Raw genomic sequence first — 26,054 nt, 5'->3', positions numbered from 1 at the left:
CGAAGGTTGCTAATAAATTATCATGAAAAAGCTCTTATTATTTTTGCTATTGACCACTATTATCCAAGTCCAGGCACAACAAAAACCGAATATCGTTCTTATCCTAGCCGATGACCTTGGAATTGGGGATATCGGTCCTTACGGCCAACAAAAAATCAGCACCCCAAATCTAGATAAACTAGCCGCCGCTGGAATGAAATTCAGTAACTTCTATGCCGGAACCTCCGTATGTGCGCCTTCAAGATCATCCCTCATGACAGGGCAGCATACCGGCCATACTTATGTTCGCGGAAACAAAGAAATCGAGCCAGAAGGGCAAGAACCTTTGGCAGATTCCATCCGCACTTTTGCCATGATCCTCCAAGAACACGGCTACAAAACCGGAGCATTCGGAAAATGGGGATTAGGCATGGTGGGCACCTCCGGAGATCCGAACAGAAAAGGTTTTGATGAATTTTACGGCTATAATTGCCAACGACAGTCCCACCGTTATTTCCCTACGCATTTATGGCATAATGATAAGCGTGTCGAATTGGAAGGAAATGACCTCACAAAAATGGCTACCTATGCGCCTGAATTGATTCAGGAACAAACATTGGCATTCCTAGAAAAAAACAAGGACCAACCTTTCTTTCTATTCGTACCAACGGTTCTTCCTCATGCCGAGTTAACAGGTCCTGAGGATGAGTTTTTCAAGAAATATGAGCATTCCTTTACCGAAAAACCGCATAAAGGAAATGATTATGGACCAAATGCAACCGTCCCAGGATATGCCTCGGTCGCTAAACCAAGAGCCACATTCGCAGCCATGGTAAGCAGAATGGATCATTATGTGGGCGAGATCATGGACAAATTAGCCCAATTGGGATTGACTGAAAACACCATTATAATTTTTACCAGCGACAATGGTGCCCACCGCGAAGGAGGTGCCGATCCGGTATTTTTCAACAGTACGGCGGGATTGAAAGGGTTCAAGCGAGATCTTTACGAAGGTGGGATCCGTACGCCCATGATCGTGAAATGGAGTGGTAAGGTGGCAGCGAACAGTACCTCCGATCATGTATCAGCTTTTTGGGATATTTTACCAACCGTTCAGGCGATCGTAGGCGATAAAAAAACAGAAAACACCGATGGAATTTCGATGTTACCGACCCTATTGGGCAAAGGTAAACAGCAACAACATGACCAATTGTATTGGGAATTCCACGAAGATGGAGGTAGACAGGCCGTTCGGTATAAGAACTATAAACTGATCAAGTTTAAAGTGAAGGATCCTAAGAACAGTTATTTTGAACTCTATGACCTGGAAAAAGACCCGCAGGAGAAAAATCCGATCAAGAATGAAAAGCTAAGCAAGAAATTGCTTAAACTCATCGAAACGGAACATGTGGAAAGTGCTATTTTCCCATTGCTAAGATAGCCAGTAAACATCTGTATTTTTACTTATTTGGTTCGATGTGAAAGCATATTGCAAGTAGCGTAAAAGTGAGTTGTAAGTGCCTAAAGTCACTTACAACTCACTTACATATCACTTACACCTCACTTGGAGTAAGAAGACAAAATATGTCAAGTGTTGCTTGTCAAAGTCTTTCTAATTCGCAAAAGCCGTAATTATCCTTTATTTTCTTGCTGTTTCAGGTCATGCTCCAAATACCCTCCTTTCGGGCTATCCACAACAATCTTTGCAGAATTCGGATTTCCTCTTACAATCCATCTTACCTTCACTGCTGAAGTCCCTTCAATGGTCGGCACCTCAATCTGTTCCGGTTTAAATTTCTGCTCAATGGTCTCATTGAAATCCGCATTCATCACGCGCATCCCCGTAACCACCTTCGCTCCTTCCAATCGGATATGGTTTGGCCTTTCAATCCGATACCGCACATCATGGTCTGAATGCGTCGGAATGATCCGGCTGTTCCAAACTGTTGCATTCACTTCATAAAGATTGCCTCCCAAAGATTTCACATCGGTTTCCAAGACTTCCAATTTTGGCATATGATAGGCATGATAGATGGTAAAAGCAGCATTCCGATGCGCATCCTCCATCAATAAAAACCCGGGATGGTTTCTGGTATAGTTCTTCTTCGCCCCACCGATCTCAATCTTTCCGTACTGCGGATGATCATATTCCTTCCAGGGCACGTAGGCATCGCCAAACATCAACAGTTTATCAAACTCATAGTATTCAGCACTCTGCCGCATCCCCTCTGCTTTCTCATTGAACAATTTATAATTGGTCATCAATTCATTGGAGAAGGTAAAAATTCCACGCGTCAAGGCCAGAAAATCAATCTCACCACCAAAAACGGTATATAGATCTTTATGGATGACGATATAATTGTATCCGGGCAGCATCTTAGCACCCGTGGTTCCCAAGGCATCATACACCTGAACATCCTTTCTCGAATAGAAACGTTCGTCTTCAGCAGCACCCGGACCACGAAGGATCATCCCGCCATAATTATGGTAAGATTGGGCGCCGGCAATATTCGGATGGGCGTAGATAAAATTCTTTACCGCCTGCGTTTCAGGCAAAGTGCCCGGATAGTACAAAGCACCTCCCTGCACATAGTTTGGCTGCCAGTTCCATCCCCAATCCCTGTTCGGGTCATAGGTGCCGGTAATGTCCTCGTTCACCAATCCGTCTCCATCATTATCTATCCCCTCAAATCCAAGCATCTCATAATCGCCTACTTCTCCGGGCTTCACGATGATCATGCGGTTCGGATTGTCTGGATCCACCTTATAGCGACCCGTCTTGGACTTCCGGCGCATAATCACAATGTGGCCATCACCATCCAGATCATCATACAGATCCTCCGCCACTAAGCCATCGCCATCGTTATCAAACGGTCTCCGCCCTGTCCTGGAGGAATGCATGGTATTGGGTTCATAGATAAAATATTCTCTGGAATCTGGATTGATGGTCGGTGCTATATAAAAGACCTTATCCTTCAATAATTCTTTGATGAAAGGTACTGCATGGTAATTCTCGGCCAGGTACCAGGCTGTATACATCGATATTTCGGAACCTTGCAGTTCATTGGCGTGGATATTCCCATCGATCCACATGGCCGGTTTGCGCTTCGCATCCCCCTCCTTAAAATCTGTAACGGTCAACACGAAAATATCCCGGCCTTCATAGCTCTTGCCAATGGATTCGTATTTCACCAAGTTCGGATAAGCTTTTTGAAGATCCTTATAGAACTGTTCCATCTGTTTCAGATCGTGGTACCTGTTCCAATTCATCGGAACCTTTGGGTTCGAAGGCGAGCCCACCGCGCGAAGACCAGCAATTTCTTTCTGCCCTTCCTCGGTTTTCTGTTGTGCCATACCCAGGCTCAAGCTCAATGTCATCGCCAGGGTCAGTATGTTATATCTTAATTTCATGGAATTTCTAGCTTATAGGGTTATATCAATGGTTTTCTCTCCGGCAGATGGACAGCCAACGGTCAATTGTACCTTTCCTTTGCCCTTAACCAACCAGGAAAAATTGGTCGAACCTCCTGCAGCCAACGTAGGATACAGCTGCAAGCGTTTGCCACTTAGGAATTTCTGCGATTTCTGGATCTCCAGAATGGATTTCATCTTGGATACATGCTTGATCCTATCCGCAATCTCCGGATAGACAGGCATAGCACCGGTATTGAATAGGCGTATTTCTATACGGTACACCTCATCGCCCAGGTTGGTCACTTTTGGTGCACTGAACTCCAGTTTGGCCATCGCTTTGGTCAATTTGACGATAAAGTCCGCATGCAATCGCCCAGATTCTTCCAAATGCTCGACCGGAGGATTCTGCCTGAATTTATCCACCACTCCCCCAACTTCTACTTCCTGTCCTGGAAAATCAGGATGATCGATTTTTGTCCAAGGAAGAATTGCCCCTTGGATCTGCTTCGCACGAACCCAATTGGCAAACCTATCCTCATCCTTTAACCCTTGGTTAGGCGGTGCTTTTTTACTGGTATCGGCTTGGCTTGGAATCCACCAAGATGGTGTAACAAAACTGAATTTACCGGTATGGTAATATACCGTACTGGAAAAGTTACCTCTTCCTGCTGGCATTTTAGGCGCATCGCCCAAGCTCTTCATATCCTTATTATATAGTTGGCTGATAATGGCCGAAATCTGAGTATCATTGCTCGTCCAGGATTTGGTGATCCTTTCGCTTGCTTTACGGGGATCGAACTGTTCCGGAACAGAAAGGTTATTCTGAAGACCAAAATGTAGAACGGTCGCGATCTGCGGGTGTTCAAATATCAGGTCGATGATGGCGCGGGTTTCAGGCTCTGAGGCGGCATAATCGCCGGTTTCCTGCTCGAAGAAAGGGTATTCAAAGGTAAAATTACGATCGATGTTCACCCCTCCAAGGCCATCTTCTCCAAATAGACCATCTTGATCTGTATCTAAGCCTTCTTTAAATAACTCGTAAGACCCCGATTCAGATTTCGTACGGTCAGCAACTACCATCAGGTCCGGATGTTCGGCATGTGACCGAAAAGGACCAGCAGGTAATTTAACACGCATCTGCGAGATGACCCCATCCTTATTCAGGTCTACATTCGGGTTTTCATCTATTCGCCCATCACGGTCGTTATCGATCTGTCTGCCATTGCCGGAAGCCCAATCCAACGTCTGGGCATTCCTTTTATACGCATCCACATTCAACACCGGTACAATCCAAATGGATTTATCCGATAAAAGCGTCTGCAATTCAGCAGCAGGTAGCGCAAGAATATGCTTGGCAACCGATAAGGCATTAATAGATCCGGCTAGATGTTTACCGTCTACCCCTGCCACGATCAACAAAGTAGGCTTTGCCTCCTTGCTGGATTGAATCTTTAACACAGGGATCTGCTCACCGGAAAAGGATTTTCCAATACTGACCTGTTCAACAAGCTTATTGGAACTGATGGATTGGATTTGTCCTTTGAGCGCATCGTAGCTTGGGTAATTCCATTGTGCGCTAGCTCCCAAAGGTATACAGGCAAGACAAAGTCTTAGAAACCAATATTTCATAATATTTAGGTGTTAGTTCTTCATAAAACTAATGATTTTCCGTAATTCAACAAATTAGCGGGGGTAACTTATTTGTTATGTGAATTTTTTAATAAATGCTTTCAGTAAATCAAGAAATTAGCCTATTTAAAAAGGGTTTTACAGGGTGAAAATTCCGCCGAGAAAAAAAATAATAATTTATTATGCATATCCCTTTTGTTTTAAGGAGATAAAACTTATTTTTGCATTCCAAAATACAGTGCGTAAAAACGCTGTAATTAAATTGATTAATAAATTTTAGTCCCTATAATATGCCCAATATTGGTAAAATAGCGCAGATTATCGGCCCAGTAGTTGACGTCAACTTTGCCGACAATGAAAATCTTCCTAAGATTTACGATGCATTGTACATTGAAAAAGACAATGGACAACGTATTGTATTAGAGGTTCAACAGCACTTAGGTGAGGAACGTGTTCGTACAATTGCAATGGATGCTACCGAAGGTTTAGTTCGTGGCATGAAAGTAGTTGATACTGGCGCTCCGATCAAAATGCCTGTTGGTGAAGAAATCAAAGGTCGTGTATTTAATGTTGTTGGTGATCCAATTGATGGTATCCAAGCATTGAACAAAGAGAATGGTCGTCCTATCCACAATGTACCTCCTAAATTTGAAGATCTATCAACAGAATCTGAAGTACTTTTCACAGGTATTAAAGTTATCGACTTGTTAGAGCCTTATGCTAAAGGTGGTAAAATCGGATTGTTCGGTGGTGCCGGTGTTGGTAAAACGGTATTGATCCAAGAATTGATCAACAACATCGCAAAAGGTCACGGTGGTCTTTCGGTATTTGCCGGAGTAGGCGAGCGTACTCGTGAGGGTAATGACTTATTGCGTGAGATGTTGGAATCAGGCATTATTAAATATGGTGACCATTTCATGGAAGGCATGGAAAAAGGCGAATGGCCTTTGGAAACTGTTGACTTGGAATTGATGAAGGATTCGAAATGTACGTTCGTATTCGGACAGATGAACGAGCCTCCAGGTGCACGTGCGCGTGTTGCTTTATCTGGACTAACTGTTGCGGAATACTTCCGTGATGGAGATGGCGAAGGTCAAGGTCGTGATATCCTTTTCTTCATCGATAACATCTTCCGTTTTACACAAGCAGGTTCTGAGGTATCCGCACTATTAGGTCGTATGCCATCAGCAGTAGGTTACCAACCAACGCTTGCTACCGAGATGGGTTTAATGCAAGAGCGTATTACTTCCACTAAAAACGGTTCCATCACATCTGTACAGGCGGTTTACGTTCCTGCGGATGACTTGACTGACCCTGCACCGGCGACAACTTTCGCCCACTTAGATGCAACTACCGTATTATCACGTAAGATCTCTGAGTTAGGTATCTACCCAGCGGTTGACCCATTGGATTCAACTTCTCGTATCCTTTCTCCAGCAGTATTAGGTGATGAACACTACAATACAGCACAACGCGTTAAAGAAATCCTTCAACGTTACAAAGAACTTCAGGATATCATCGCTATCTTAGGTATGGATGAGCTTTCTGAAGAGGATAAATTAACGGTACACCGTGCTCGTCGTGTTCAACGTTTCTTATCTCAGCCGTTCCACGTTGCGGAGCAGTTTACAGGTTTGAAAGGTTGTTTAGTAGACATCAAAGACACCATCAAAGGATTCAATATGATCATGGCTGGTGAGGTTGATGAATACCCAGAAGCATCCTTCAACTTAGTAGGTACCATCGAAGATGCTATCGAAAAAGGTAAAAAACTATTAGCAGAAGCAGTTTAGTTCTAGATATTAGATAATAGACATTAGATTTAAGACTCTGTTCAAAAGAGTAGAGTCTTAAATTGTTTTTCAGGGTCTACTATCTTATATCTCAAATCTATTATCTAAGCACAATGAAATTAACAGTAATTACTCCAGACAGATTAGCTTTCGAAGGCGACGTAACAGCCGTTACTGTCCCTGGTTCGGCGGGATCCTTTCAAATTTTGAAGGACCACGCGGCTATTGTGTCTACGCTAGAAGATGGCAAGGTCATTATTAAGAACAACAATATTGAGCAGGTCATTATTATTAATGGTGGTGTGGTCGAAGTAAAGGAAAACAATATCATCATTCTAGCGGAGGGAATAGCCGAGCAATAGATAGATAAATTCACAAGATAATGTAGCCCTTAAGACTTCAAGTTTTAAGGGCTATTTTTTTTGTGTTTTACTTCACTTTTCCTGGTTTTAGGAAGAATTTTCCGAGTTTTTGGAAAAATTAAAAAAAATCAAAAGTATACCAATTTTAATATTAGTCTACTAACCACAAAACTAAAAATGATAGAATTCCAATTTTTACAAAATAAAATTTTAATGAATTTAAATATTCGAAATAAAAAACTTTATCAAAATACTTTGTTTGGCTATTGTAAAGAATTTTAATTCGACCTAAATTAACAATCGGAAAAGAAAGCAGGCATTATGCAGTATTATAATCAGGAAACACTCATCTATTTAAATGGACAATTCGTAAAGGCAAATAATGCCGGAGTTGATCTATTCGGTCAGTCTTTACATTATGGTTATGGCGCCTTTGAAGGACTGCGTGCCTATAGTACCCATAACGGTACCCGCATCTTCAAAGCGGAGGAGCATTTCGAACGCTTACAGCAATCCTGTAAAGCCATCGGACTACCTTATTCTTGGGACAACAGGGAGCTGATCGAAAAGACCTATGAGCTTTTAGAAGTAAACAACCTAAGGGCGGCCTATATACGGCCATTGATTTATTCCGGATCGAACATGCACCTGACCGCTTCCGATCATGCCAACATCATGATTGCGGCCTGGGAATGGGGGCCTTATCTTGGACAGAACCTGATCAAGGTGAACATCTCCAAGATCGAACGCCCAAATCCAAAGTCCTTCCCGACCAGCGCGAAGGTTTCTGGACAATATATCAACTCCATTTTGGCAACCAGTGATGCGATCCAAAAAGGTTTTGATGAAGCTTTGTTAACTGACCAGGATGGGTTTGTGGCACAAGCATCCAGCGAGAACCTATTCTTAGAAAAGGATTTTAAAATATACACCCCTCCTTTGGGCAATATCTTCCCAGGAATTACCCGAGAAACGGTGATTGCTATCTGCAAGAGCCTAGGCTTTGAGATCATTGAAAAAAGATTATCGGTAAAAGACATTTACGAGGCCGACAGCGCCTTTTTGAGTGGTACCGCAGCAGGGATTATAGGAATTAAACAAGTAGACGATGTGGTATTCCCGGAAGAGTGGGAAGACAGCATCGGATCATCTATCCAACGAAAATATAAAAACTTAGTATTAGAGCAAGAGAATTATGAAGTCATCATCTGATAACCAGCAGGGAATCAACAAGTACAGCCGCATCTTCACACAAGATGAGACACAACCAGCAGCAAAAGCCATGTTATATGGGATCGGTCTGACCGATGCGGATATGGAAAAAGCGCAGGTCGGTATTGCGAGTATGGGTTATGATGGGAATACCTGTAACATGCACCTGAACGATCTGGCAGCCGTGGTAAAAAAGGGTATTTGGAACCATGACCTGGTCGGGTTGACTTTTGGAACTATTGGTGTCAGTGATGGGATGAGTAATGGTACTGATGGAATGCGCTATTCCCTGGTATCACGCGATGTGATAGCGGATAGTATCGAGACGATCTGTGGCGGTCAATACTACGATGGTGTGGTAGCCATTCCGGGATGTGATAAGAACATGCCAGGTGCTATTATGGCGATGGGAAGATTGAATCGCCCAGCCATTATGGTATACGGTGGAACCATCGCACCAGGACATTATAAAGGGGAAGAACTGAATATCGTATCGGCATTTGAAGCATTGGGCAAGAAAATAGCTGGAACGATCTCGGATGAGGATTATGATGGGGTGATCCGTCATACCTGTCCGGGTGCAGGAGCATGTGGTGGTATGTATACCGCCAATACCATGGCATCAGCGATCGAAGCCATGGGTATGAGTTTGCCCTACTCCTCTTCTAACCCTGCCACTTCCACCGAAAAACAGAAGGAATGTCTGGAAGTGGGTAAATATATCCGCATCCTATTAGAAAAAGATATCAAACCGACCGATATCATGACCCGTAAAGCATTTGAGAATGCGATGCGTATCATCGTGATCTTAGGCGGTTCTACCAATGCCGTGCTGCACTTTATTGCCATGGGACATGCGGTTGGTGTAGAAATTACCCCGGATGATTTCCAACGCATGTCGGACGAAACTCCGGTACTGGCAGATTTCAAACCATCAGGAAAATTCCTGATGCAGGATCTACACCAATATGGTGGTATCCCTGCGGTGATGAAATACTTGTTGGACGAAGGTTTATTACATGGCGACTGCCTAACGGTTACCGGAAAAACGGTAGCAGAGAACTTGGCGGAGGTAAAATCAATCATCGATTACAACCAGCCGATCATCCATGCATTGAACGATCCGATCAAAGCTACTGGCCATTTACAGATCCTTTACGGAAACTTGGCAGAAGAAGGCTCTGTGGCTAAGATCTCGGGAAAAGAAGGCGAGAAATTCACAGGTCCTGCCCGTGTATTCGATGGGGAGCATGATCTGGTCAAAGGATTGGAAACCGGACGCATCAAATCGGGTGATGTAGTCGTGATCAAAAACGAAGGCCCTAAAGGCGCCCCAGGTATGCCGGAAATGTTGAAACCAACTTCCTTGATCATCGGTGCTGGCCTTGGAACTTCCGTGGCCTTGATTACCGACGGTCGCTTCTCCGGTGGTACCCACGGATTCGTTGTGGGCCATATCACCCCTGAAGCCTACGAAGGTGGCCTGATCGGATTGGTTCAAGACGACGACATCATCGAGATCGACGCCGTCAACAACACGATCAACCTGAAAGTCTCCGACGACGAGATCGCTTCCCGCAGAGCAGCTTGGCAACAACCTGCCCTCAAAGTAAGCAAAGGCGTTCTTTACAAATACGCCAAATCTGTCGCCAACGCATCGAAAGGGTGTGTGACGGATTTGTAGGGAGTATTTAGTAGTTAGTATTTGGTATAAAGACCTATAGCGGAATTTATGCGCCCAAGGTCTAACTACTAAATACTAACTACTAACTACTAAAATCTATTTACAAAATACTAAAAAAAACATTAGTACAGCAGTAGCGACCCTAGGTCTAACTACTAAATACTAACTACTAAATACTAAAAAATGACAACACAGATCAGTGGTTCGAAAGCGGTCTTGGAGGCCTTAATCCACGAGGGAGTGGATACCGTATTCGGGTATCCGGGTGGGGCGATTATGCCGATCTACGATGCATTGTATGATTACAATGATCAATTGAGGCATATATTGGTGCGTCACGAACAAGGAGGAATTCATGCTGCTCAAGGTTATGCACGTACGTCAGGACGTGTGGGAGTGGCTTTTGCAACAAGTGGTCCAGGGGCAACCAACCTGGTCACTGGATTGGCGGATGCCATGATTGATAGCAATCCTATTGTTTGTATTACCGGACAGGTATTTGCATCCCTATTGGGAACAGATGCCTTTCAGGAAACCGACGTCGTCAATATTACCACCCCTGTTACCAAATGGAACTACCAGGTAACCGATGCCACCGAGATTCCGAGTGTGTTGGCAAAAGCATTTTACATTGCTCGTACCGGCCGTCCTGGCCCGGTATTGATCGATATCACCAAGAATGCCCAGATGCAGCTGTTCGATTATGAGGGATATACTTCCTGCGATCATATCCGCAGTTACCGTCCTGCGCCGATCGTGCGTAAGGAATATATAGAAGAAGCCGCAAAAGCGATCAATGCTGCGGAAAAACCTTTTGTCCTTTTCGGACAGGGGATTATCCTGGGTAAAGCAGAAGAGGAATTCAAAGCGTTCATCGAAAAGGCGGGTATCCCTTCAGCGAGTACCGTTATGGGCTTAAGTGCCTTGGAAACCAACCACCCATTACATGTGGGCATGTTGGGAATGCATGGTAACTACGCTCCGAATGTCATGACCAATGCATGTGATGTGTTGATCGCGATCGGTATGCGTTTCGATGACCGTGTAACTGGGCGTTTGGATAAATATGCAAAACAAGCGAAAGTAGTGCACCTGGACATCGACCCTGCGGAGATCGATAAGAATGTGAAAGCACATTATCCGGTGTGGGGCGACTGTAAGGAAACCCTTCCCCTATTGACATCGCTTATTGATAAAAAGGATCACAGTGCATGGTTACAGCAATTCCGCGACCTGGAAAAAGAGGAGATCAAAGAGGTAATTCACGATGAACTGAACCCGACTTCAGATATCCTGACCATGGGTGAAGTGATCAAAACCTTGAACGAGCTAACAGGTGGTGATGCTGTCATTGTTACCGATGTTGGTCAGCACCAGATGGTAACCTGCCGTTACGCCAAGTTCAACCAGTCCAAATCCAACGTAACTTCTGGAGGATTGGGAACCATGGGATTCGGCCTGCCAGCAGCCATTGGCGCTTGGTATGGTGCTCCGGAAAGGGATGTGGTAGCTATCATCGGGGATGGTGGTATACAGATGACCATCCAGGAATTGGGAACCATCATGCAATTCGGTGCCAAAGTGAAGATCCTTATCCTGAACAATGAATTCTTGGGTATGGTACGTCAGTGGCAACAACTCTTCCACGACAAGCGTTATTCCTTTGTGAATATCACCAGCCCTGATTTTGTAGCGGTGGCAAAAGGATATTACATCGATGGGAACAAAATCTCCGAACGTAAGGATTTAAAAGATGCCTTGAAGGCCATGTTGGACCACGATGGATCGTACCTATTGGAAGTGATGGTGGGCAAGGAAAACAACGTTTTCCCGATGGTGGCGCAAGGAACTAGTGTATCAGAAATTAGATTGAAGTAAAATGGAAAAGCAAGAATATACCGTAACCCTATATACAGAAAATTCGATCGGTATGATCGGACGCATCTCGGGAATCTTCTCCAGACGCAAAATCAACATTGAAAGCTTGAACACCTCGCCTTCGGAGGTGGATGGTATCCATCGTTTCACTATTTTGATTACTGAATCTGAAGAAGTGGTCAGGAAACTTTGCCGCCAGATCGAAAAGCAGGTGGAGGTTTTGAAAGCGTATTACAATACCAATGATGAATTGATTTGGCAAGAACAGGCGCTTTACAAGGTTCCGGCGGATGTGATCGCCGAGAAAGCCTATGTGGAAAGGCTGTTGCGGCAATATGGAGCGAATGTCGTGGTTATCCGGAATGATTACATCGTGTTTGAAACAGCAGGTCATCGGGAGGAAATCGATAGGTTAACAGAAGAACTTGGAAAATACAACCTGATTGAATTTGTGCGTGGTGCCCGTATCGCTATCATTAAAGATAGTGCTGGTTTCCACTCGAAACTGAAACAGTTCGAACGGGAAGAACCTTCGCAAGAAGTGGTAGAAAACGAATTCCTTGATCAACAGGATAAGGTTTTTACCATGTAAAACTCTTTTAAGGAGACAACAGATTAATTCATCAGGTTATTAATTCATTAGGTTAAAAAAACAACAATGGAACATGTTTTCAAATTCATAAAAGACAGTCGTTTGGCTTTCATCAAATTGATCGATGGATTATCCAACGAGCAGTTGAACGAAATCCCTGAAGGCTTCAATAATAATATCATCTGGAACTTTGGACATATCGTCGTAAGCACACAGACCTTGGTCTATACGCGTACAGGCATCCGCGAAGGGGTCAATTGGGTAAAGTATGTAGATTCTTATGCCAAAGGCACAAAACCGGCCTATACCGTAAAGCCTGAAGAGGTAGAGGAGCTGAAAAAAATAGCGATAGAAAGCATCGAGGCTATTGAAATCGACTACAAAGCGGGGCTATTTGATATCATTACGCCATATGAAACAGGTACCTACTTCGCTAAGCTGAATAGCATCGAAGATGTTTTAACAACGACGGCCGGACATGATAACCTTCACTTCGGCTATGCCGTCGCACAGAAACGCATAATCAACATCAATAACTAACATAATTCTGAAAAGAAAAATATTTTAAAAACAGGAAGATAATGGCAAATTATTTCAACACCTTACCGATTAGAGAGCAATTGAACCAATTGGGAATTGCAGAATTCATGGACTCAGCGGAATTTGCTGATGGCGTAGAAGCTTTAAAAGGTAAAAAAATCGTAATCGTAGGCTGTGGTGCACAAGGTTTGAACCAAGGTTTGAACTTGAGAGATAGTGGTTTGGATGTATCCTATGCTTTACGTAAAGAAGCTATTGAACAAAAAAGAGATTCTTGGAAAAACGCTACGGACAACAATTTCAACGTAGGTACCTACGAAGAATTGATCCCTACAGCGGATTTAGTGATCAACCTGACACCAGATAAACAACATACATCGGTTATCAATGCCGTAATGCCTTTGATGAAACAAGGCGCTACCCTATCCTACTCTCATGGATTCAACATTGTGGAGGAAGGCATGCAGATCCGTCCGGATATTACGGTGATCATGGTGGCTCCTAAATGTCCAGGTTCAGAGGTTCGCGCAGAATACCTAAGAGGATTTGGTGTCCCGACCTTGATCGCTGTACACCCAGAAAACGACCCGCAGGAAAAAGGTTGGCCAGAAGCGAAAGCTTACTGTGTAGGAACTGGCGGTCACCGCGCAGGTGTCCTAAAATCATCCTTCGTAGCCGAAGTTAAATCGGATTTGATGGGTGAGCAGACTATCCTATGTGGATTGTTGCAAACAGGCTCGATCCTTTCATTCGACAAAATGGTGGAAAAAGGAATCGACCCGGGCTATGCATCGAAATTGGTACAATACGGTGTGGAAGTAATTACCGAAGCCTTGAAACACGGTGGTGTAAGCGGCATGATGGATCGTTTGAGCAACCCTGCAAAGGTTAAGGCATTTGAACTTTCTGAAGAATTGAAGGATATCATGCGTCCTTTGTTCCAGAAGCACCAAGATGATATCATGTCTGGGCATTTCAGCAAGACCATGATGGAAGACTGGGCAAATGGCGATGCCAACCTATTGAAATGGCGTGCAGAGACCGGTGAAACCGCATTCGAAAAAACACCAGCAGGCGATGTAAAGATCGACGAGCAGGAATATTTCGACAATTACGTATTGATGTCGGCATTTATCCGTGCAGGGGTAGAATTAGCGTTCGAAACCATGGTTCAAGCAGGAATCAAACCAGAATCTGCATACTATGAGTCGCTACACGAAACACCTTTGATCGCCAATACCATCGCTCGTAAAAAATTATTTGAGATGAATCGCGTGATTTCAGATACGGCAGAATATGGTTGTTACTTGTTCGATCAAGCATGTAAACCATTGTTGGCAGATTTCATGAAAAAGATTGATACTGATGTGGTTGGAAAGAACTACAATGAAGGAAAAGATGGGTCGGTAGACAATATTAAGTTGGTACAGATTAACGAAAAACTACGCAATCACGAGGTAGAAGTGGTAGGTAGAAAATTGCGTAAAGCAATGACAGCGATGAAAGCTATCAAAACTGTTTAATTTTTCGTAAATTAGTAGATGGTTTAAAGGGTAAAATTATGATTATCATAATTTTACCCCTTTGAATTATCAAACCAACCAAGTAATAGAGAGAAATGGGAAAAACATTAGTAGAAAAAATTTGGAATGCACACGTCGTCAAGCGTCAAGAAGGGTTTCCAGATATGTTATATATCGACACCCACTTGATCCACGAAGTGACTTCCCCACAAGCATTTGATGGATTACGTAAGCGCGGACTTCCCGTGTTCCGCCCGCAACAAACGGTAGCTACTGCCGACCATAACGTGCCCACATTAAACCAACACCTTCCGATCCAAGAGGAACTATCCCGCTACCAAGTGGATATGCTGACCAAAAACTGTAAGGAATTCGGAATTGAACTATACGGTTTGGGGCATCCCTACCAAGGTATCGTCCATGTGATCGGCCCAGAATTGGGTATCACCCTTCCCGGCAAAACGATGGTATGTGGCGATAGTCATACCTCTACCCATGGTGCCTTTGGCGCTATAGCCTTCGGAATCGGAACCTCGCAGGTAGAGCAGGTATTTGCGACGCAATGTTTATTGCAGCAAAAACCAAAGACGATGAAAATTGAAGTGAACGGTGAATTAGGGAATGGTGTCGGTGCAAAAGACATCATCCTGTACATCATCTCCAAGATATCAGCAGCCGGAGGTACCGGTTATTTCGTGGAATACGCAGGATCTGCGATCCGCTCCTTGAGTATGGAAGGTCGTATGACCATCTGTAACATGAGTATCGAAATGGGTGCTCGTGGAGGATTGATCGCACCGGATCAAACCACTTTTGATTATATCGATGGCCGTGAGTTCGCACCGAAAGGTGAGCAATGGGATCAGGCATTGGCCTATTGGAAAACGTTATACTCGGATGAGGATGCTGTTTTCGATGAGGTATTGACCTTTGATGCTGCTGATATCCAGCCCATGATTACTTATGGTACCAACCCAGGTATGGGAATCGGTGTTACGGAAGAAATCCCAACAACGGAATCCCAACCAGAGAACGAAAGACCATCTTACCAAAAAGCATTGGACTACATGGGTTTCCATGATGGTGAAGGCGTTTTGGGCAAACCGGTGGATTATGTGTTCATCGGTAGCTGTACAAACTCCCGCATTGAGGATCTACGTCAGGTTGCTGCCTTTGTAAAAGGGAAGCAGAAAGCCGACAATGTGGAAGTATGGATCGTTCCTGGATCAAAACAAGTTGAAGCCCAAGCCAAACAAGAGGGTATCGATAAGGTGTTCGAAGAAGCGGGATTCATGCTTCGCGAACCTGGATGTTCGGCATGCCTAGGCATGAACGAGGATAAGATCCCTGCAGGTAAATACTGTGTTTCTACTTCTAACAGAAATTTCGAAGGTAGACAGGGACCGAATGCAAGAACCCTATTAGTAAGCCCGTTGACTGCTGCCGCTGCCGCAGTAACCGGTAAAATTATGGATGTAAGGGAATTGGTGTAAGCAGAAATTGTAATCAAGCATGAAAAAATTTGAAAAATTAAATTCTACGGTAGTTCCTCTACCGATAGAGAATATAGATACCGATCAGATCATTCCAGCTCGTTTCTTGAAGGCTACAACCCGTGAAGGATTTGGTAATAACCTGTTCCGCGATTGGAGATTCGACAGCAATGACCAACCTAAAGCCGATTTCGTAATGAATGACCCGACCTACCAAGGTAAAATCCTGGTAGCCGGTAAAAACTTTGGTTGTGGATCCTCCCGCGAACATGCGGCCTGGGCCATTCAGGACTATGGTTTTGATGTGGTGGTAAGTTCCTTCTTCGCCGATATCTTCAAAGGGAATGCCCTGAACAATGGGGTATTGCCTATTACGGTGCCTGAAGACTTCCTGGAGAAGATCTTCGAGAAGGTATTCGAAAATCCGGAAACGGCGATTGAGGTAGATCTGGAAAATCAGACTATCAAAATTGCTGAGACAGGAGAATCCTATGCGTTTGAAATCAACCCATACAAGAAATCCTGTTTGATCAATGGTTATGATGATATTGATTTCATCTTGAGCCATAAAGCGGAAATCGAAGCTTTTGAACAAAACAGATAATGTCCAAAAGCATCCATATTGATCGTTTAAACCTGGCCTATGCCGGGAAAAGTATATGGAATGACCTGTCATGGACCATATATCCAAACGAACACTATGTTTTAGGCGGGAAAAGTGGATCAGGCAAAACTTCTTTGGGCAAATACCTCGCTGCGCATCATGATGCAGTTTACATCGCCAACTGGTATCAATTTACCAATTTAGAAGGCGATAGAAACTTTTACTATCAGCAGCGGTATAACCGCCACCAAGGAAAAGATACCCTGACAGTTCGAGGAGAACTAACGCATTATGCCCAGAAAGAAGGATTAGACATTCGGGATATCCAACATAAACTACAGGCCTTTGGCTATGAGGAGGTGTTGGATTCCCAATTGATCGAACTTTCGAGTGGTGAACATAAAAAACTGCAATTGATCAAGGGTTTATGGTTAAAACCAACCTTATTGATCATTGATGAGCCTTATACCGGCCTGGATAAACAGTCCAGAAAGGTATTGAATGAATGGTTGGATGAACTGGTAACAGAAGGTGTACAGCTCATACTGATCACAAACGATGAGCAAGTTCCGAATTCCATCAATAGCTATGCGCATATTGTAGAAGGGAAACTTGTTCGGGAAGAAAAACAGGATGCATTGATCCAGGATGCTGTACGGCAGCAAAAAAACATCCCGGAATTTCTCAAGGTCATCCCACATACAGATCATGAGTACATGTTCCAATTAAAGGATGTACACATCAAGTATGGTGAAAAAGAGGTGCTAAAGGGCATTGATTGGGAAGTGAAAGTGGGCGAACGCTGGTTGCTTCAAGGGGCGAATGGTTCTGGAAAGTCCACCTTGCTTAGCTTAATAAATGGCGATCATCCACAATCCTACGGATTGGATATCTCCTTGTTTGGAAAGAAAAGAGGCTCGGGTGAGAGCATTTGGGATATCAAGGAAAAAATAGGGATGATATCTCCCGAAATGCATTGGTATTTCGATCAACAAGCCACCGTGTGGCATACCTTGGCATCAGGCTTCTACGATAGTATCGGATGGTTTATCGATGTCAAATTCCAGGAGAAGAAACAGATCGAAGAACTGATGGACTTTTTTGATCTTACGGAATATAAAGATCATTTATTATACAGTCTTCCCTTGGGAAAACAACGCCTAGCCCTATTGGCGCGAAGCATCATTAAAAATCCACCACTTTTAGTGCTGGATGAACCTTGCCAGGGATTAGATTACAATCAGGCAAGATATTTCAATGATGTGGTCGATGAATTATGCCAGTATGGCAAAACATTGATCTACGTGGGGCACTACGAGAGTCAACTACCGAAAGGGATTGACCATAAAATTGAATTAGCGCATGGCCAGGTAAAAGCCATTGAACATAACATAGAAAACGTTTTAAAATAACATGAAGAAGAACATTCTTATTATTCCAGGTGATGGAATTGGACAAGAAGTTACAACTTGGGGTAAACAGGTATTGAACCGTATTGCAGAAAAATATAACCATGAATTTATTTTTGATGAGGCTATTATGGGCCACACGGCAATCGAAGCTACCGGAAATCCCCTACCCGATGAAACATTAGAAAAAGCAAAAGCATCGGATGCCATCCTTTTTGGTGCCATCGGACATGCTAAATACGATAATGATCCTTCCGCAAAGGTACGCCCAGAGCAAGGTCTCTTGAAAATCCGTAAAGAACTCGGCTTGTATGCCAACCTTCGTCCTATCCTTTTGTTCGATGAACTTTTGGATGCTTCCAGCCTAAAACCAGAAGTTTTGCGCGGTACAGATATCCTATTCTTCCGTGAATTAACTGGTGATGTTTATTTCGGAGAGAAGAAACGCAATGAGGATAATACCTTCGCATCCGATCTGATGAACTACCACCGTTATGAGGTAGAGCGGATCACACGCAAAGCCTACGACGCAGCAAGAACAAGAAATAAAAAGCTCTGCTCTGTAGATAAGGCGAATGTATTGGAAACGTCCCGTCTATGGCGTGAAGTGGTTCAGGAAATTGCCAAGGAATATCCTGACGTGGAAACAGAACATATGTTCATTGATAATGCAGCCATGCAATTGGTGAAAAACCCGAAGAAATTCGATGTGGTACTGACCGCTAACCTTTTTGGGGATATCCTAACCGACGAGGCTTCGCAGATTGCAGGCTCGATGGGCATGTTGGCATCTGCATCCATTGGTGATGGAACTGGCTTTTTTGAACCTATCCATGGCTCTGCCCACGATATCGCCGGCCAGAACAAAGCTAATCCATTAGCTTCTATCCTATCCGCAGCTTTGATGTTAGATATTGCTTTCGGATTGCAGGATGAGGCTAAAGCGGTAACCAATGCTGTCTCGGGAACATTGAAAGCAGGCTGGAGAACAGGCGATATTGCCAATGCAGAAACCGCTGCAGACAAGATCTTTGGAACCGAAGAAATGGGTGCCAAGGTATTGGAATTTTTAAAGTAGATTTTGAAAAAGAATAAACCAAGGTATAAACATAAATAGATATTGATATGTTACACGATCCTAATCACTTATATATTTTCGACACGACCTTACGTGATGGCGAACAAGTACCAGGATGTCAGTTGACAACCCCCGAGAAAGTCGAGATCGCGAAAGATTTAGAACGCTTGGGCGTAGATGTTATCGAAGCAGGATTCCCTGTTTCCAGTCCTGGCGATTTCCAATCGGTAGTGGAACTTTCCAAAGCGGTGAACGATGTGATCATCTGTGCGTTGACCCGTGCGAATAAGAATGATATCGATGTGGCTGCTGACGCCCTTAAGTATGCGAAAAGACCACGTATCCACACGGGTATTGGCTCTTCGGATATGCACATCAAATACAAATTCAACAGCACCAGGGAAGAAATTTTAGAACGTGCGGTAGCTGCTGTAAAACATGCGAAATCCTATGTGGAAGATGTGGAGTTTTATGCAGAGGATGCTGGCCGTGCGGATTTGGAATTCCTGGCAAAGATGATCGAAGCGGTAATTGGCGCAGGCGCAACTGTAGTCAACATCCCAGATACCAATGGTTATTGCTTGCCTGACCAATACGGTGCTAAAATCAAGTACTTAAAAGACCATGTGAGCAATATCGACCAAGCCATCATATCGGCACATTGCCACAATGACCTTGGCTTGGCAACGGCAAATTCCATTGCGGCTATCCAAAACGGAGCCCGCCAGGTAGAATGTACCATCAACGGTATTGGCGAACGCGCAGGAAATACCTCCTTGGAGGAAGTAGCGATGATATTGAAGGTACATCAGCATTCGTTTAGAAATTTAAGTTCCAATATCGACAGCAAAATGTTCACTTACATTTCCCGTAAGGTGAGTGATATGATGAACATGCCGGTGCAACCGAACAAAGCCATCGTTGGCCGAAATGCTTTTGCACATAGCTCCGGAATCCATCAGGATGGTTTCTTGAAACACCGTGAAAATTATGAGATCATCCGTCCAGAAGATGTGGGCTTGGAAGAAGCAGATATCATTTTAACTGCTCGTTCTGGTCGCCATGCGCTTAAACACCATTTAGAGCGCTTAGGTTATCATTTAGACAAAGATACTTTAGCAGATACCTACCAACGGTTTCTAGTCCTTGCAGACGCTAAAAAAGACATCTGCGACGAAGACCTGCTTACCTTGGTGAAATAATATTTAGATGAGCTTGGATTTATCAACCTTAACCCTAGACTCTCAAGCCGCAAAAGAAAGAATCAAAGATGTGGTTGTCCGCACGCCGCTGCAGTACAACCATCATCTTTCTGAAAAGTACGGTGCCGAAGTTTACCTTAAAAGAGAAGACCTTCAGGTCGTTCGTTCCTATAAACTTAGGGGCGCTTTCAACAAAATATCCAGCCTTTCTCCTGAAGAAAGAGCCAATGGGGTGGTTTGTGCCAGTGCAGGAAACCATGCCCAAGGCGTAGCCTTATCCTGCAAACGTTTGGATATCAAAGGCGTGATCTTCATGCCTGGGCCTACACCTCGCCAAAAAATTACCCAGACCGAAATGTGGGGAAACGGTAATATTGAGATCGTCCTGATCGGAGATACCTTCGACGATTGCCAAAAGGCCGCTTTGGATTATGCCAAGGAACACGGCATGACCTTTATCCCACCTTTTGATGACCTTAAGATCATTGAAGGCCAAGGAACGGTCGCTGTGGAAATCTTAGAAGATCTTCCGGATCTGGATGTGGTATTCATCCCCATCGGTGGTGGTGGTCTATCCTCAGGGGTAAGCTATTACTTCAAGAAGCATGCGCCTCAGGTCAAATGTTATGGTGTAGAACCGGAAGGTGCGGCATCCATGCAGGCTGCTTTGCAGCAAGGAGAACCCGTAGAACTCGACCAGATCAATAAATTTGTGGATGGTGCTGCCGTGAAGAAAATCGGCAAGCTGACCTTCGATATCAGTTCCCAATTGTTGGATAGCGTAAAGTCCATTCCTGAGGGAAAGATCTGTACCACGATTTTACAACTGTACAATAAAGACGCTATTGTTGCCGAACCAGCAGGGGCACTTTCCATTGCTGCGCTGGAATTCCATAAAGAGGAAATCAAAGGCAAAAAAGTTGTTTGTATCATTTCAGGTGGCAACAACGATATCGATCGCATGAGCGAGATCAAGGAGATGTCTTTACTATATGAGGGCTTCAAGCATTACTTCATCGTTCGCTTCCCACAACGGCCAGGAGCCTTACGTCTCTTGGTGACCGAAGTGTTGGGTCCCAAAGACGATATTACCCGTTTCGAATACATCAAAAAAACAGAACGCGAACGCGGTCCAGCGTTAATTGGTATTGAATTAAACAATCCAAATGATTATATTTCATTTATAGAACGGTTAAAGGAATACAAATTCGACTTTATCGAGGTCAATAAAGACCAAACATTGTTCGAATACCTCGTTTAAACAGCAACTAACCCTCCACTATAATAGGATGTAACGGCCGACAGAAATTGTTGGCCGTTGCTCTTTTACACGTAATCCCAACAATTTTTGTTACAATTCAATAAATTATTTCGCTTTAATCAAGCTCCTGAAAATTATTTTTTTTGTTAATAATCAAACTATTACGCTTTAATTTTATTTTAGATATATAGAAACCTATAAAATCAGGAGGAAAACATGAAAGCTTATTCAATCATTTTATGCTTGATGGTCATGTGCAGCCTTGGCTTTGCACAGATAAAAACACCGCCACAAGCACCAGGTCAAAAAGCACCCGCTCAAAAAGCACTTGCCCAGAAACTAAGTCCAGCAGACAGTACGATGGTCAAAACCAACGATGGGGTTACCATTAATATCCATTACAGCAGCCCTTCCTTAAAAGGCCGCAAGATCGGAACGGAGGTGGCAGAATTTGGTAAAGTATGGCGCACAGGCGCAAATGCTACCACCACCATCTCCTTCGACAACAATGTCACCATCAATGGAAAAGCCTTAGAAGCTGGAAAATACGGCATCCATACCATCCCTGGCGAAGCCAATACCACCATTATCTTCAATAAGACTTGGGACCAATGGGGTACTAAATACGATCAGAAGGATGATGCGTTGCGCGTTGATGTCAAGAACGACAAATTATCGAGTAGCCAGGAAAGGATGAAAATCATGGCCGATAAATCTGGCAAGGTGAGCATTGCTTGGGGAACTTATGGCGCTTCCTTCCAAGTAAAAGTAGCCAATTAACAAACGCAGCCAAGAAGCCGCAAAAAGAAACTAAAAGAAACTAAAAAGCCCCCCAGAAATAATATCCAGGGGGCTTTTTTGATAACAAAGAGTTTATTCTTAAATATCCACTACCGCATCCATCATGAAATCCTCATTCTTCAAATGCACGATTTCGGTTGCTTTTTCGTAGTTCGTCGATTTCTTCGAGAAGAAATCGTGTTGTGTCGTCTCGGTGTTCAAACCGTTCAAAACAATCGGATTGACCTGTTTTACTTCAAAAATAGGATCAAACCCTAAGTTCATCAAGGCTTTATTACCATTGTAGCGAACGTATTCCTTTACCTCAGCTGTTAAACCTACCACCGTATACAATTCTTCGGTGTATTTGATCTCATTTTCATAAAGATCGTTCAATAAGGCTAAGAAACGTTGTTTCACTTCTTCCTTGTTTGGAAGCTTCGCAAATACTTCCTGCGCGATCAATCCTACGAATACTCCGTGGATGGACTCATCGGCAACAATTTTTTTGATGATATCGGCAGATGCAACCATCTGTCCTTGTCCACACAACCATAATGGCAGGAAGAATCCAGAGTAGAAAAGGAAAGATTCCAACAGTACGGAAGCAGCCAAAGCCATGAACAATTCTTCATCCGTCACCTTTTCCTTATCGATTGCACGGTAATGGCTATCGATGGTAGATGCTTTATACTGTAAGAATTTGTTCTGGGCAACCCAACCGAATACATCGTTGATCTCGTTGGTGGTAGAAACCGTGGTAAAAATGGTCGAATATGATTTGGCGTGGATCGCTTCCATCATACACATGTACGATAATACAGCTTTGTTCTGTAAGGAATCGATATGATCGATGATCTTAGGCATACCGGTGTGGCTCTGAAGGGTATCCAACAGTGTCAAACCACCTAAGGCTTTCTTATAACACTCTTTCATATCCCAACTCAATCCTTTCCAGCTATCAATATCCTTGGAAGGAATGTATTCCGTATCGATCCAGAACTGGCGGATATTTTGTTCCCAGAACATCAATGCATAGTCGTTGTCCGGTGTATTCCAGTTTACGGCTGTAAATTGTTTACTCATTTTTATAGGTGTCCCCTCTTTTTAATATTTTAATAATTCTTTTCTGACAGCTTATGCTGAACAAGAAATACATTCTTCAATAGTTGATTTACGCGTACGGGTATAGTACAGCGATTTTAATCCCAGTTTATGGGCGTAGATGTAATATTTTGCCAAGTCACGGGTAGAATCCTTTGAATTCGTGTGCAAGATCGTCGATACCCCTTGGTCAATGTGACGTTGGATCACCGAGATCAGTTTCAACACCTTCATCTGATCCATMTCGTATGCCGATTTGAAGTAGAAGTAGTTATCATTCGTCAAATAAGGCATTGGGTAGTAAGTGGTACTATCTCCATACTCTCTCACCTCGATGATGTCCACGATAGGCATAACAGAAGCCGTCGCGTTCATGATGTAAGAAGTAGATTGGTTCGGAGCAATGGCCAAACGGTAAGCATGGTAGATACCGTGTTCCGCCACCTGTGCTTTTAGGTTGGTCCAATCTTCTACGGTTGGAATATGGATGCCTGCGAACAATTCTTTCACCTTGTCGGTTTTAGGTTGGAATTCACGGATCAAATATTGATCGAAATACGTTCCATCCGCATAGCCCGATTTTTCAAATCCTACGAAAGTTCTTTGGCGTTCCTTAGCAATCTCCATCGATGCCTCCAACGAATAGTAGTTCATCATCATGAAGAAGGTATTGGCGAAATCCAATGCTTCTGTAGATTCGTACATGATGAAGCTCTTCGCTAAATACCCGTGAAGGTTCATGGCACCTAGTCCTACCGAATGCAATTCGCGGTTAGCTTTAGCGATGGAGGGAACCATTTCGATATCCGTTACATCGGTTACTACTGTTAAGGCACGCATAGCGGTCTTCACCGTTTCCTTGATGCGTTTATTATCCATCACTGTAGCAATGTTCAAAGATCCCAGGTTACAGGAGATCCCGTAACGGATGGTATCTTCTTTACCGTAGATGTTGATATCAGAAACTTCGGAGATCTGCATGATCTCTGTACATAGGTTCGAGAATTTAACTCTTCCCAATCCGTTCAACGCGTGTGCACGGTTGGTGTTCTCCTTGAAGAAGATGTATGGGTATCCCGACTCTTTTTGCGTTTGTGCAATTTTCACTAACAAGTGACGGGCATTGATTTTTTTCTTTTTAACGTTAGGGTTCGTGATCAGTTCATCATACATCACGTCCATATCCAACTCATCCAGGTACTGACCATACTCCTGCATAACCGTATGCGGATAGATCAAATAACAAGGCTCATCTTTCTCTGCCAATTCCATGAATTTATCTGGAACGATGATACCAATGGATAAAGACTTGATACGTACTTTCTCATCCACATTGATTTTCTTACAATCCAAGAATTCTTCAATGTCCGAGTGGAAAATATTCAAATAGACAGCTCCTGCACCAGGACGTTGTCCCAATTGATTGGCATACGAGAAGGTATCTTCCATGATTTTCATGATCGGAAGAACACCACCTGCGCGGCCATCAACTCCTTTGATCGCTTCACCACGTGCGCGGATCTTTGAAATATTGAAAGACACACCACCACCAATAGATGATAATTTCATGGCCGAATCCACCGCATAACCAATACCGTTCAGGTTATCGCCGATCTCATCCAAGAAACAGGAAACCAATTCGCCGGAACGTTTCTTTCCAGCGTTCAAGAACGTCGGGGTAGCGGGTTGATATTCTTGATTGATCATGATCTCTGCATACTCGATAGCTTTTTGAACGCCTTCTTCTCTTGCTAAGAACAAAGAAACCGCCACCACACGGTCTTCGTAACGCTCTAGGAATTTCTCACCAGAATCATCGCGAAGCGCATAACTTTGGAAAAACTTGAAGGCCGCCATAAAAGATTGGAAACGGAATTTCTTTGCATACACAAAGTTGAATACCTCTTCCATTTGCTCAAACGTAAACCATTCGTAGAAATTGATGTAATAGTTGTTTTCTACCAAATAATCGATTTTTTCCTTCAAGTTGTAGAAGAACACGGTGTTCTTGTTCACATACTCCAAGAAATAGGCGCGCACAGCCTCCTTGTCCTTATCAAGGCTGTACTCGTCATCATGTTTGATCATGATTTCGTTATTAAGCAATATCCAATTTTTCGCTACCTCGTTTGCTATCATAGTATTGGTTTTTAATGATGTCAATAAATTGATTAATATCTTCCAATGTACCAGAAAGTTCGAATTTCATGGCCGTTGGGATTTCGAATTCTGTGCTGATCTTATCAGCTGCTATCGCATAGTTCCTTCCCCAGTTGCGGTTTCCGCTGGATGTTACCGAGTAGATCATATGGCTTTGCATGGTCAATAACTGAGCGGTCTTATCCGGTACTTTACCAAAATTGGTGGTATAAGTGACCAAATGTCCCGGCTCCGAGATCTCCATATGCTCCTCAATACGGATGGCTTTCCATCCCGTAACTTGGATCACCTTGTTGATAAAGCGCTCCACATTACCGGTTCTTGAATCGTAATATAAATTAATCATGGTCCTTTAGG

At 43.5% G+C, this 26,054-nt stretch carries 21 protein-coding genes; 16 read left to right on the top strand and 5 right to left on the bottom strand.

Going from position 1 to position 26,054, the window contains the following annotated elements; translation table 11 throughout:
- Positions 1-22 precede the first annotated feature (22 nt).
- Positions 23-1,420, top strand: coding sequence for an arylsulfatase (locus CRJ00_RS18425; RefSeq protein ID WP_099368189.1), 1,398 nt, complete (start codon positions 23-25; stop codon positions 1,418-1,420).
- A gap of 191 nt (positions 1,421-1,611) precedes the next feature.
- Here the strand turns inward: CRJ00_RS18425 and CRJ00_RS18420 are convergent, their stop codons facing one another.
- Together CRJ00_RS18420 and CRJ00_RS18415 are read right to left on the bottom strand one after the other, a co-directional pair.
- Positions 1,612-3,390, bottom strand: a complete 1,779-nt coding sequence (locus CRJ00_RS18420) for a M14 family metallopeptidase (RefSeq protein ID WP_099368188.1) — start codon at positions 3,388-3,390, stop codon at positions 1,612-1,614.
- 12 nt (positions 3,391-3,402) lie between these two features.
- Entirely contained in the window at positions 3,403-5,022 is a 1,620-nt protein-coding gene (locus CRJ00_RS18415; protein WP_099368187.1) for a M14 family zinc carboxypeptidase, read from the bottom strand.
- Between the two features lie 290 nt (positions 5,023-5,312).
- Between CRJ00_RS18415 and atpD the strand changes: the two genes are divergently transcribed.
- The 15 genes from atpD to CRJ00_RS18340 all read left to right on the top strand — a co-directional run bounded on the left by atpD (position 5,313) and on the right by CRJ00_RS18340 (position 22,433).
- Positions 5,313-6,815: a F0F1 ATP synthase subunit beta gene (gene atpD, locus CRJ00_RS18410; protein ID WP_099368186.1), complete on the top strand. Its 1,503-nt coding sequence runs from the start codon at positions 5,313-5,315 to the stop codon at positions 6,813-6,815.
- 113 nt (positions 6,816-6,928) lie between these two features.
- Positions 6,929-7,177: an ATP synthase F1 subunit epsilon gene (gene atpC, locus CRJ00_RS18405; protein WP_099368185.1), complete on the top strand. Its 249-nt coding sequence runs from the start codon at positions 6,929-6,931 to the stop codon at positions 7,175-7,177.
- A 321-nt stretch (positions 7,178-7,498) separates the two neighbouring features.
- A complete protein-coding gene (locus CRJ00_RS18400) occupies positions 7,499-8,389 on the top strand; it encodes a branched-chain amino acid transaminase (RefSeq protein WP_099368184.1) in 891 nt (296 codons plus the stop codon).
- Positions 8,373-10,073: a dihydroxy-acid dehydratase gene (gene ilvD, locus CRJ00_RS18395; RefSeq protein WP_099368183.1), complete on the top strand. Its 1,701-nt coding sequence runs from the start codon at positions 8,373-8,375 to the stop codon at positions 10,071-10,073. Before CRJ00_RS18400 ends, ilvD begins: the two co-directional genes overlap by 17 nt.
- Positions 10,074-10,256: 183 nt before the next feature.
- Positions 10,257-11,951, top strand: a complete 1,695-nt coding sequence (ilvB, locus tag CRJ00_RS18390) for a biosynthetic-type acetolactate synthase large subunit (protein ID WP_099368182.1) — start codon at positions 10,257-10,259, stop codon at positions 11,949-11,951.
- 1 nt (position 11,952) lies between these two features.
- On the top strand, positions 11,953-12,543 hold the full coding sequence (gene ilvN, locus CRJ00_RS18385) for an acetolactate synthase small subunit (protein ID WP_099368181.1): 591 nt from the start codon (positions 11,953-11,955) through the stop codon (positions 12,541-12,543).
- A gap of 66 nt (positions 12,544-12,609) precedes the next feature.
- Positions 12,610-13,083, top strand: a complete 474-nt coding sequence (locus CRJ00_RS18380; RefSeq protein WP_099368180.1) for a DinB family protein — start codon at positions 12,610-12,612, stop codon at positions 13,081-13,083.
- A 41-nt stretch (positions 13,084-13,124) separates the two neighbouring features.
- Positions 13,125-14,606 carry a ketol-acid reductoisomerase gene (gene ilvC / locus CRJ00_RS18375; protein ID WP_099368179.1) on the top strand — a complete coding sequence of 494 codons (1,482 nt, stop codon included), beginning with the start codon at positions 13,125-13,127 and terminating at the stop codon, positions 14,604-14,606.
- A gap of 95 nt (positions 14,607-14,701) precedes the next feature.
- Positions 14,702-16,099 carry a 3-isopropylmalate dehydratase large subunit gene (gene leuC / locus CRJ00_RS18370; RefSeq protein ID WP_099368178.1) on the top strand — a complete coding sequence of 466 codons (1,398 nt, stop codon included), beginning with the start codon at positions 14,702-14,704 and terminating at the stop codon, positions 16,097-16,099.
- Between the two features lie 19 nt (positions 16,100-16,118).
- Entirely contained in the window at positions 16,119-16,703 is a 585-nt protein-coding gene (leuD, locus tag CRJ00_RS18365; RefSeq protein ID WP_099368177.1) for a 3-isopropylmalate dehydratase small subunit, read from the top strand.
- The gene (locus CRJ00_RS18360) at positions 16,703-18,115 is read left to right on the top strand and encodes an ATP-binding cassette domain-containing protein (protein WP_099368176.1); all 1,413 of its coding nucleotides are present in this window, start codon (positions 16,703-16,705) and stop codon (positions 18,113-18,115) included. The genes leuD and CRJ00_RS18360 overlap by 1 nt, the downstream gene beginning before the upstream one ends.
- 1 nt (position 18,116) lies before the next feature.
- Complete coding sequence (gene leuB, locus CRJ00_RS18355; RefSeq protein WP_099368175.1) at positions 18,117-19,190, top strand: 3-isopropylmalate dehydrogenase; 1,074 nt, start codon at positions 18,117-18,119, stop codon at positions 19,188-19,190.
- Positions 19,191-19,237: 47 nt separating this feature from the next.
- Positions 19,238-20,392 carry a 2-isopropylmalate synthase gene (locus tag CRJ00_RS18350; RefSeq protein ID WP_099368174.1) on the top strand — a complete coding sequence of 385 codons (1,155 nt, stop codon included), beginning with the start codon at positions 19,238-19,240 and terminating at the stop codon, positions 20,390-20,392.
- A gap of 7 nt (positions 20,393-20,399) precedes the next feature.
- Positions 20,400-21,653: a threonine ammonia-lyase IlvA gene (gene ilvA, locus CRJ00_RS18345; protein ID WP_099368173.1), complete on the top strand. Its 1,254-nt coding sequence runs from the start codon at positions 20,400-20,402 to the stop codon at positions 21,651-21,653.
- A 216-nt stretch (positions 21,654-21,869) separates the two neighbouring features.
- Positions 21,870-22,433 carry a DUF2911 domain-containing protein gene (locus CRJ00_RS18340; RefSeq protein ID WP_257213841.1) on the top strand — a complete coding sequence of 188 codons (564 nt, stop codon included), beginning with the start codon at positions 21,870-21,872 and terminating at the stop codon, positions 22,431-22,433.
- A gap of 99 nt (positions 22,434-22,532) precedes the next feature.
- Here CRJ00_RS18340 and nrdF read toward each other — a convergent pair whose 3' ends face one another.
- From nrdF to nrdI, 3 genes are read right to left on the bottom strand one after another with little or no spacing between them, the layout of a single operon-like run.
- Positions 22,533-23,519, bottom strand: coding sequence for a class 1b ribonucleoside-diphosphate reductase subunit beta (nrdF, locus tag CRJ00_RS18335; protein ID WP_099368172.1), 987 nt, complete (start codon positions 23,517-23,519; stop codon positions 22,533-22,535).
- A 51-nt stretch (positions 23,520-23,570) separates the two neighbouring features.
- A complete protein-coding gene (nrdE, locus tag CRJ00_RS18330) occupies positions 23,571-25,676 on the bottom strand; it encodes a class 1b ribonucleoside-diphosphate reductase subunit alpha (RefSeq protein ID WP_099368171.1) in 2,106 nt (701 codons plus the stop codon).
- A complete protein-coding gene (gene nrdI / locus CRJ00_RS18325) occupies positions 25,636-26,043 on the bottom strand; it encodes a class Ib ribonucleoside-diphosphate reductase assembly flavoprotein NrdI (protein ID WP_099368170.1) in 408 nt (135 codons plus the stop codon). Before nrdI ends, nrdE begins: the two co-directional genes overlap by 41 nt.
- Positions 26,044-26,054: the final 11 nt, after the last annotated feature.

Origin of the sequence: Sphingobacterium sp. 1.A.4, assembly GCF_002734245.1 — a bacterium.
Taxonomy (GTDB): domain Bacteria; phylum Bacteroidota; class Bacteroidia; order Sphingobacteriales; family Sphingobacteriaceae; genus Sphingobacterium; species Sphingobacterium tenebrionis.
This window is presented reverse-complemented; position numbering and strand designations above follow the sequence as displayed.

Bases quoted from the DNA above. Each gene is read 5' to 3' on its own strand.
- CRJ00_RS18350 (WP_099368174.1), top strand. From the start codon at position 19,238: ATGTTACACGATCCTAATCACTTATATATTTTCGACACGACCTTACGT.
- CRJ00_RS18425 (WP_099368189.1), top strand. From the start codon at position 23: ATGAAAAAGCTCTTATTATTTTTGCTATTGACCACTATTATCCAAGTC.
- ilvD (WP_099368183.1), top strand. From the start codon at position 8,373: ATGAAGTCATCATCTGATAACCAGCAGGGAATCAACAAGTACAGCCGC.
- ilvN (WP_099368181.1), top strand. From the start codon at position 11,953: ATGGAAAAGCAAGAATATACCGTAACCCTATATACAGAAAATTCGATC.
- atpD (WP_099368186.1), top strand. From the start codon at position 5,313: ATGCCCAATATTGGTAAAATAGCGCAGATTATCGGCCCAGTAGTTGAC.
- CRJ00_RS18420 (WP_099368188.1), bottom strand. From the start codon at position 3,390: ATGAAATTAAGATATAACATACTGACCCTGGCGATGACATTGAGCTTG.
- CRJ00_RS18360 (WP_099368176.1), top strand. From the start codon at position 16,703: ATGTCCAAAAGCATCCATATTGATCGTTTAAACCTGGCCTATGCCGGG.
- ilvA (WP_099368173.1), top strand. From the start codon at position 20,400: ATGAGCTTGGATTTATCAACCTTAACCCTAGACTCTCAAGCCGCAAAA.
- CRJ00_RS18415 (WP_099368187.1), bottom strand. From the start codon at position 5,022: ATGAAATATTGGTTTCTAAGACTTTGTCTTGCCTGTATACCTTTGGGA.
- leuB (WP_099368175.1), top strand. From the start codon at position 18,117: ATGAAGAAGAACATTCTTATTATTCCAGGTGATGGAATTGGACAAGAA.
- leuD (WP_099368177.1), top strand. From the start codon at position 16,119: ATGAAAAAATTTGAAAAATTAAATTCTACGGTAGTTCCTCTACCGATA.
- ilvC (WP_099368179.1), top strand. From the start codon at position 13,125: ATGGCAAATTATTTCAACACCTTACCGATTAGAGAGCAATTGAACCAA.
- nrdF (WP_099368172.1), bottom strand. From the start codon at position 23,519: ATGAGTAAACAATTTACAGCCGTAAACTGGAATACACCGGACAACGAC.
- CRJ00_RS18380 (WP_099368180.1), top strand. From the start codon at position 12,610: ATGGAACATGTTTTCAAATTCATAAAAGACAGTCGTTTGGCTTTCATC.
- atpC (WP_099368185.1), top strand. From the start codon at position 6,929: ATGAAATTAACAGTAATTACTCCAGACAGATTAGCTTTCGAAGGCGAC.
- nrdI (WP_099368170.1), bottom strand. From the start codon at position 26,043: ATGATTAATTTATATTACGATTCAAGAACCGGTAATGTGGAGCGCTTT.
- CRJ00_RS18400 (WP_099368184.1), top strand. From the start codon at position 7,499: ATGCAGTATTATAATCAGGAAACACTCATCTATTTAAATGGACAATTC.
- CRJ00_RS18340 (WP_257213841.1), top strand. From the start codon at position 21,870: ATGAAAGCTTATTCAATCATTTTATGCTTGATGGTCATGTGCAGCCTT.
- leuC (WP_099368178.1), top strand. From the start codon at position 14,702: ATGGGAAAAACATTAGTAGAAAAAATTTGGAATGCACACGTCGTCAAG.
- ilvB (WP_099368182.1), top strand. From the start codon at position 10,257: ATGACAACACAGATCAGTGGTTCGAAAGCGGTCTTGGAGGCCTTAATC.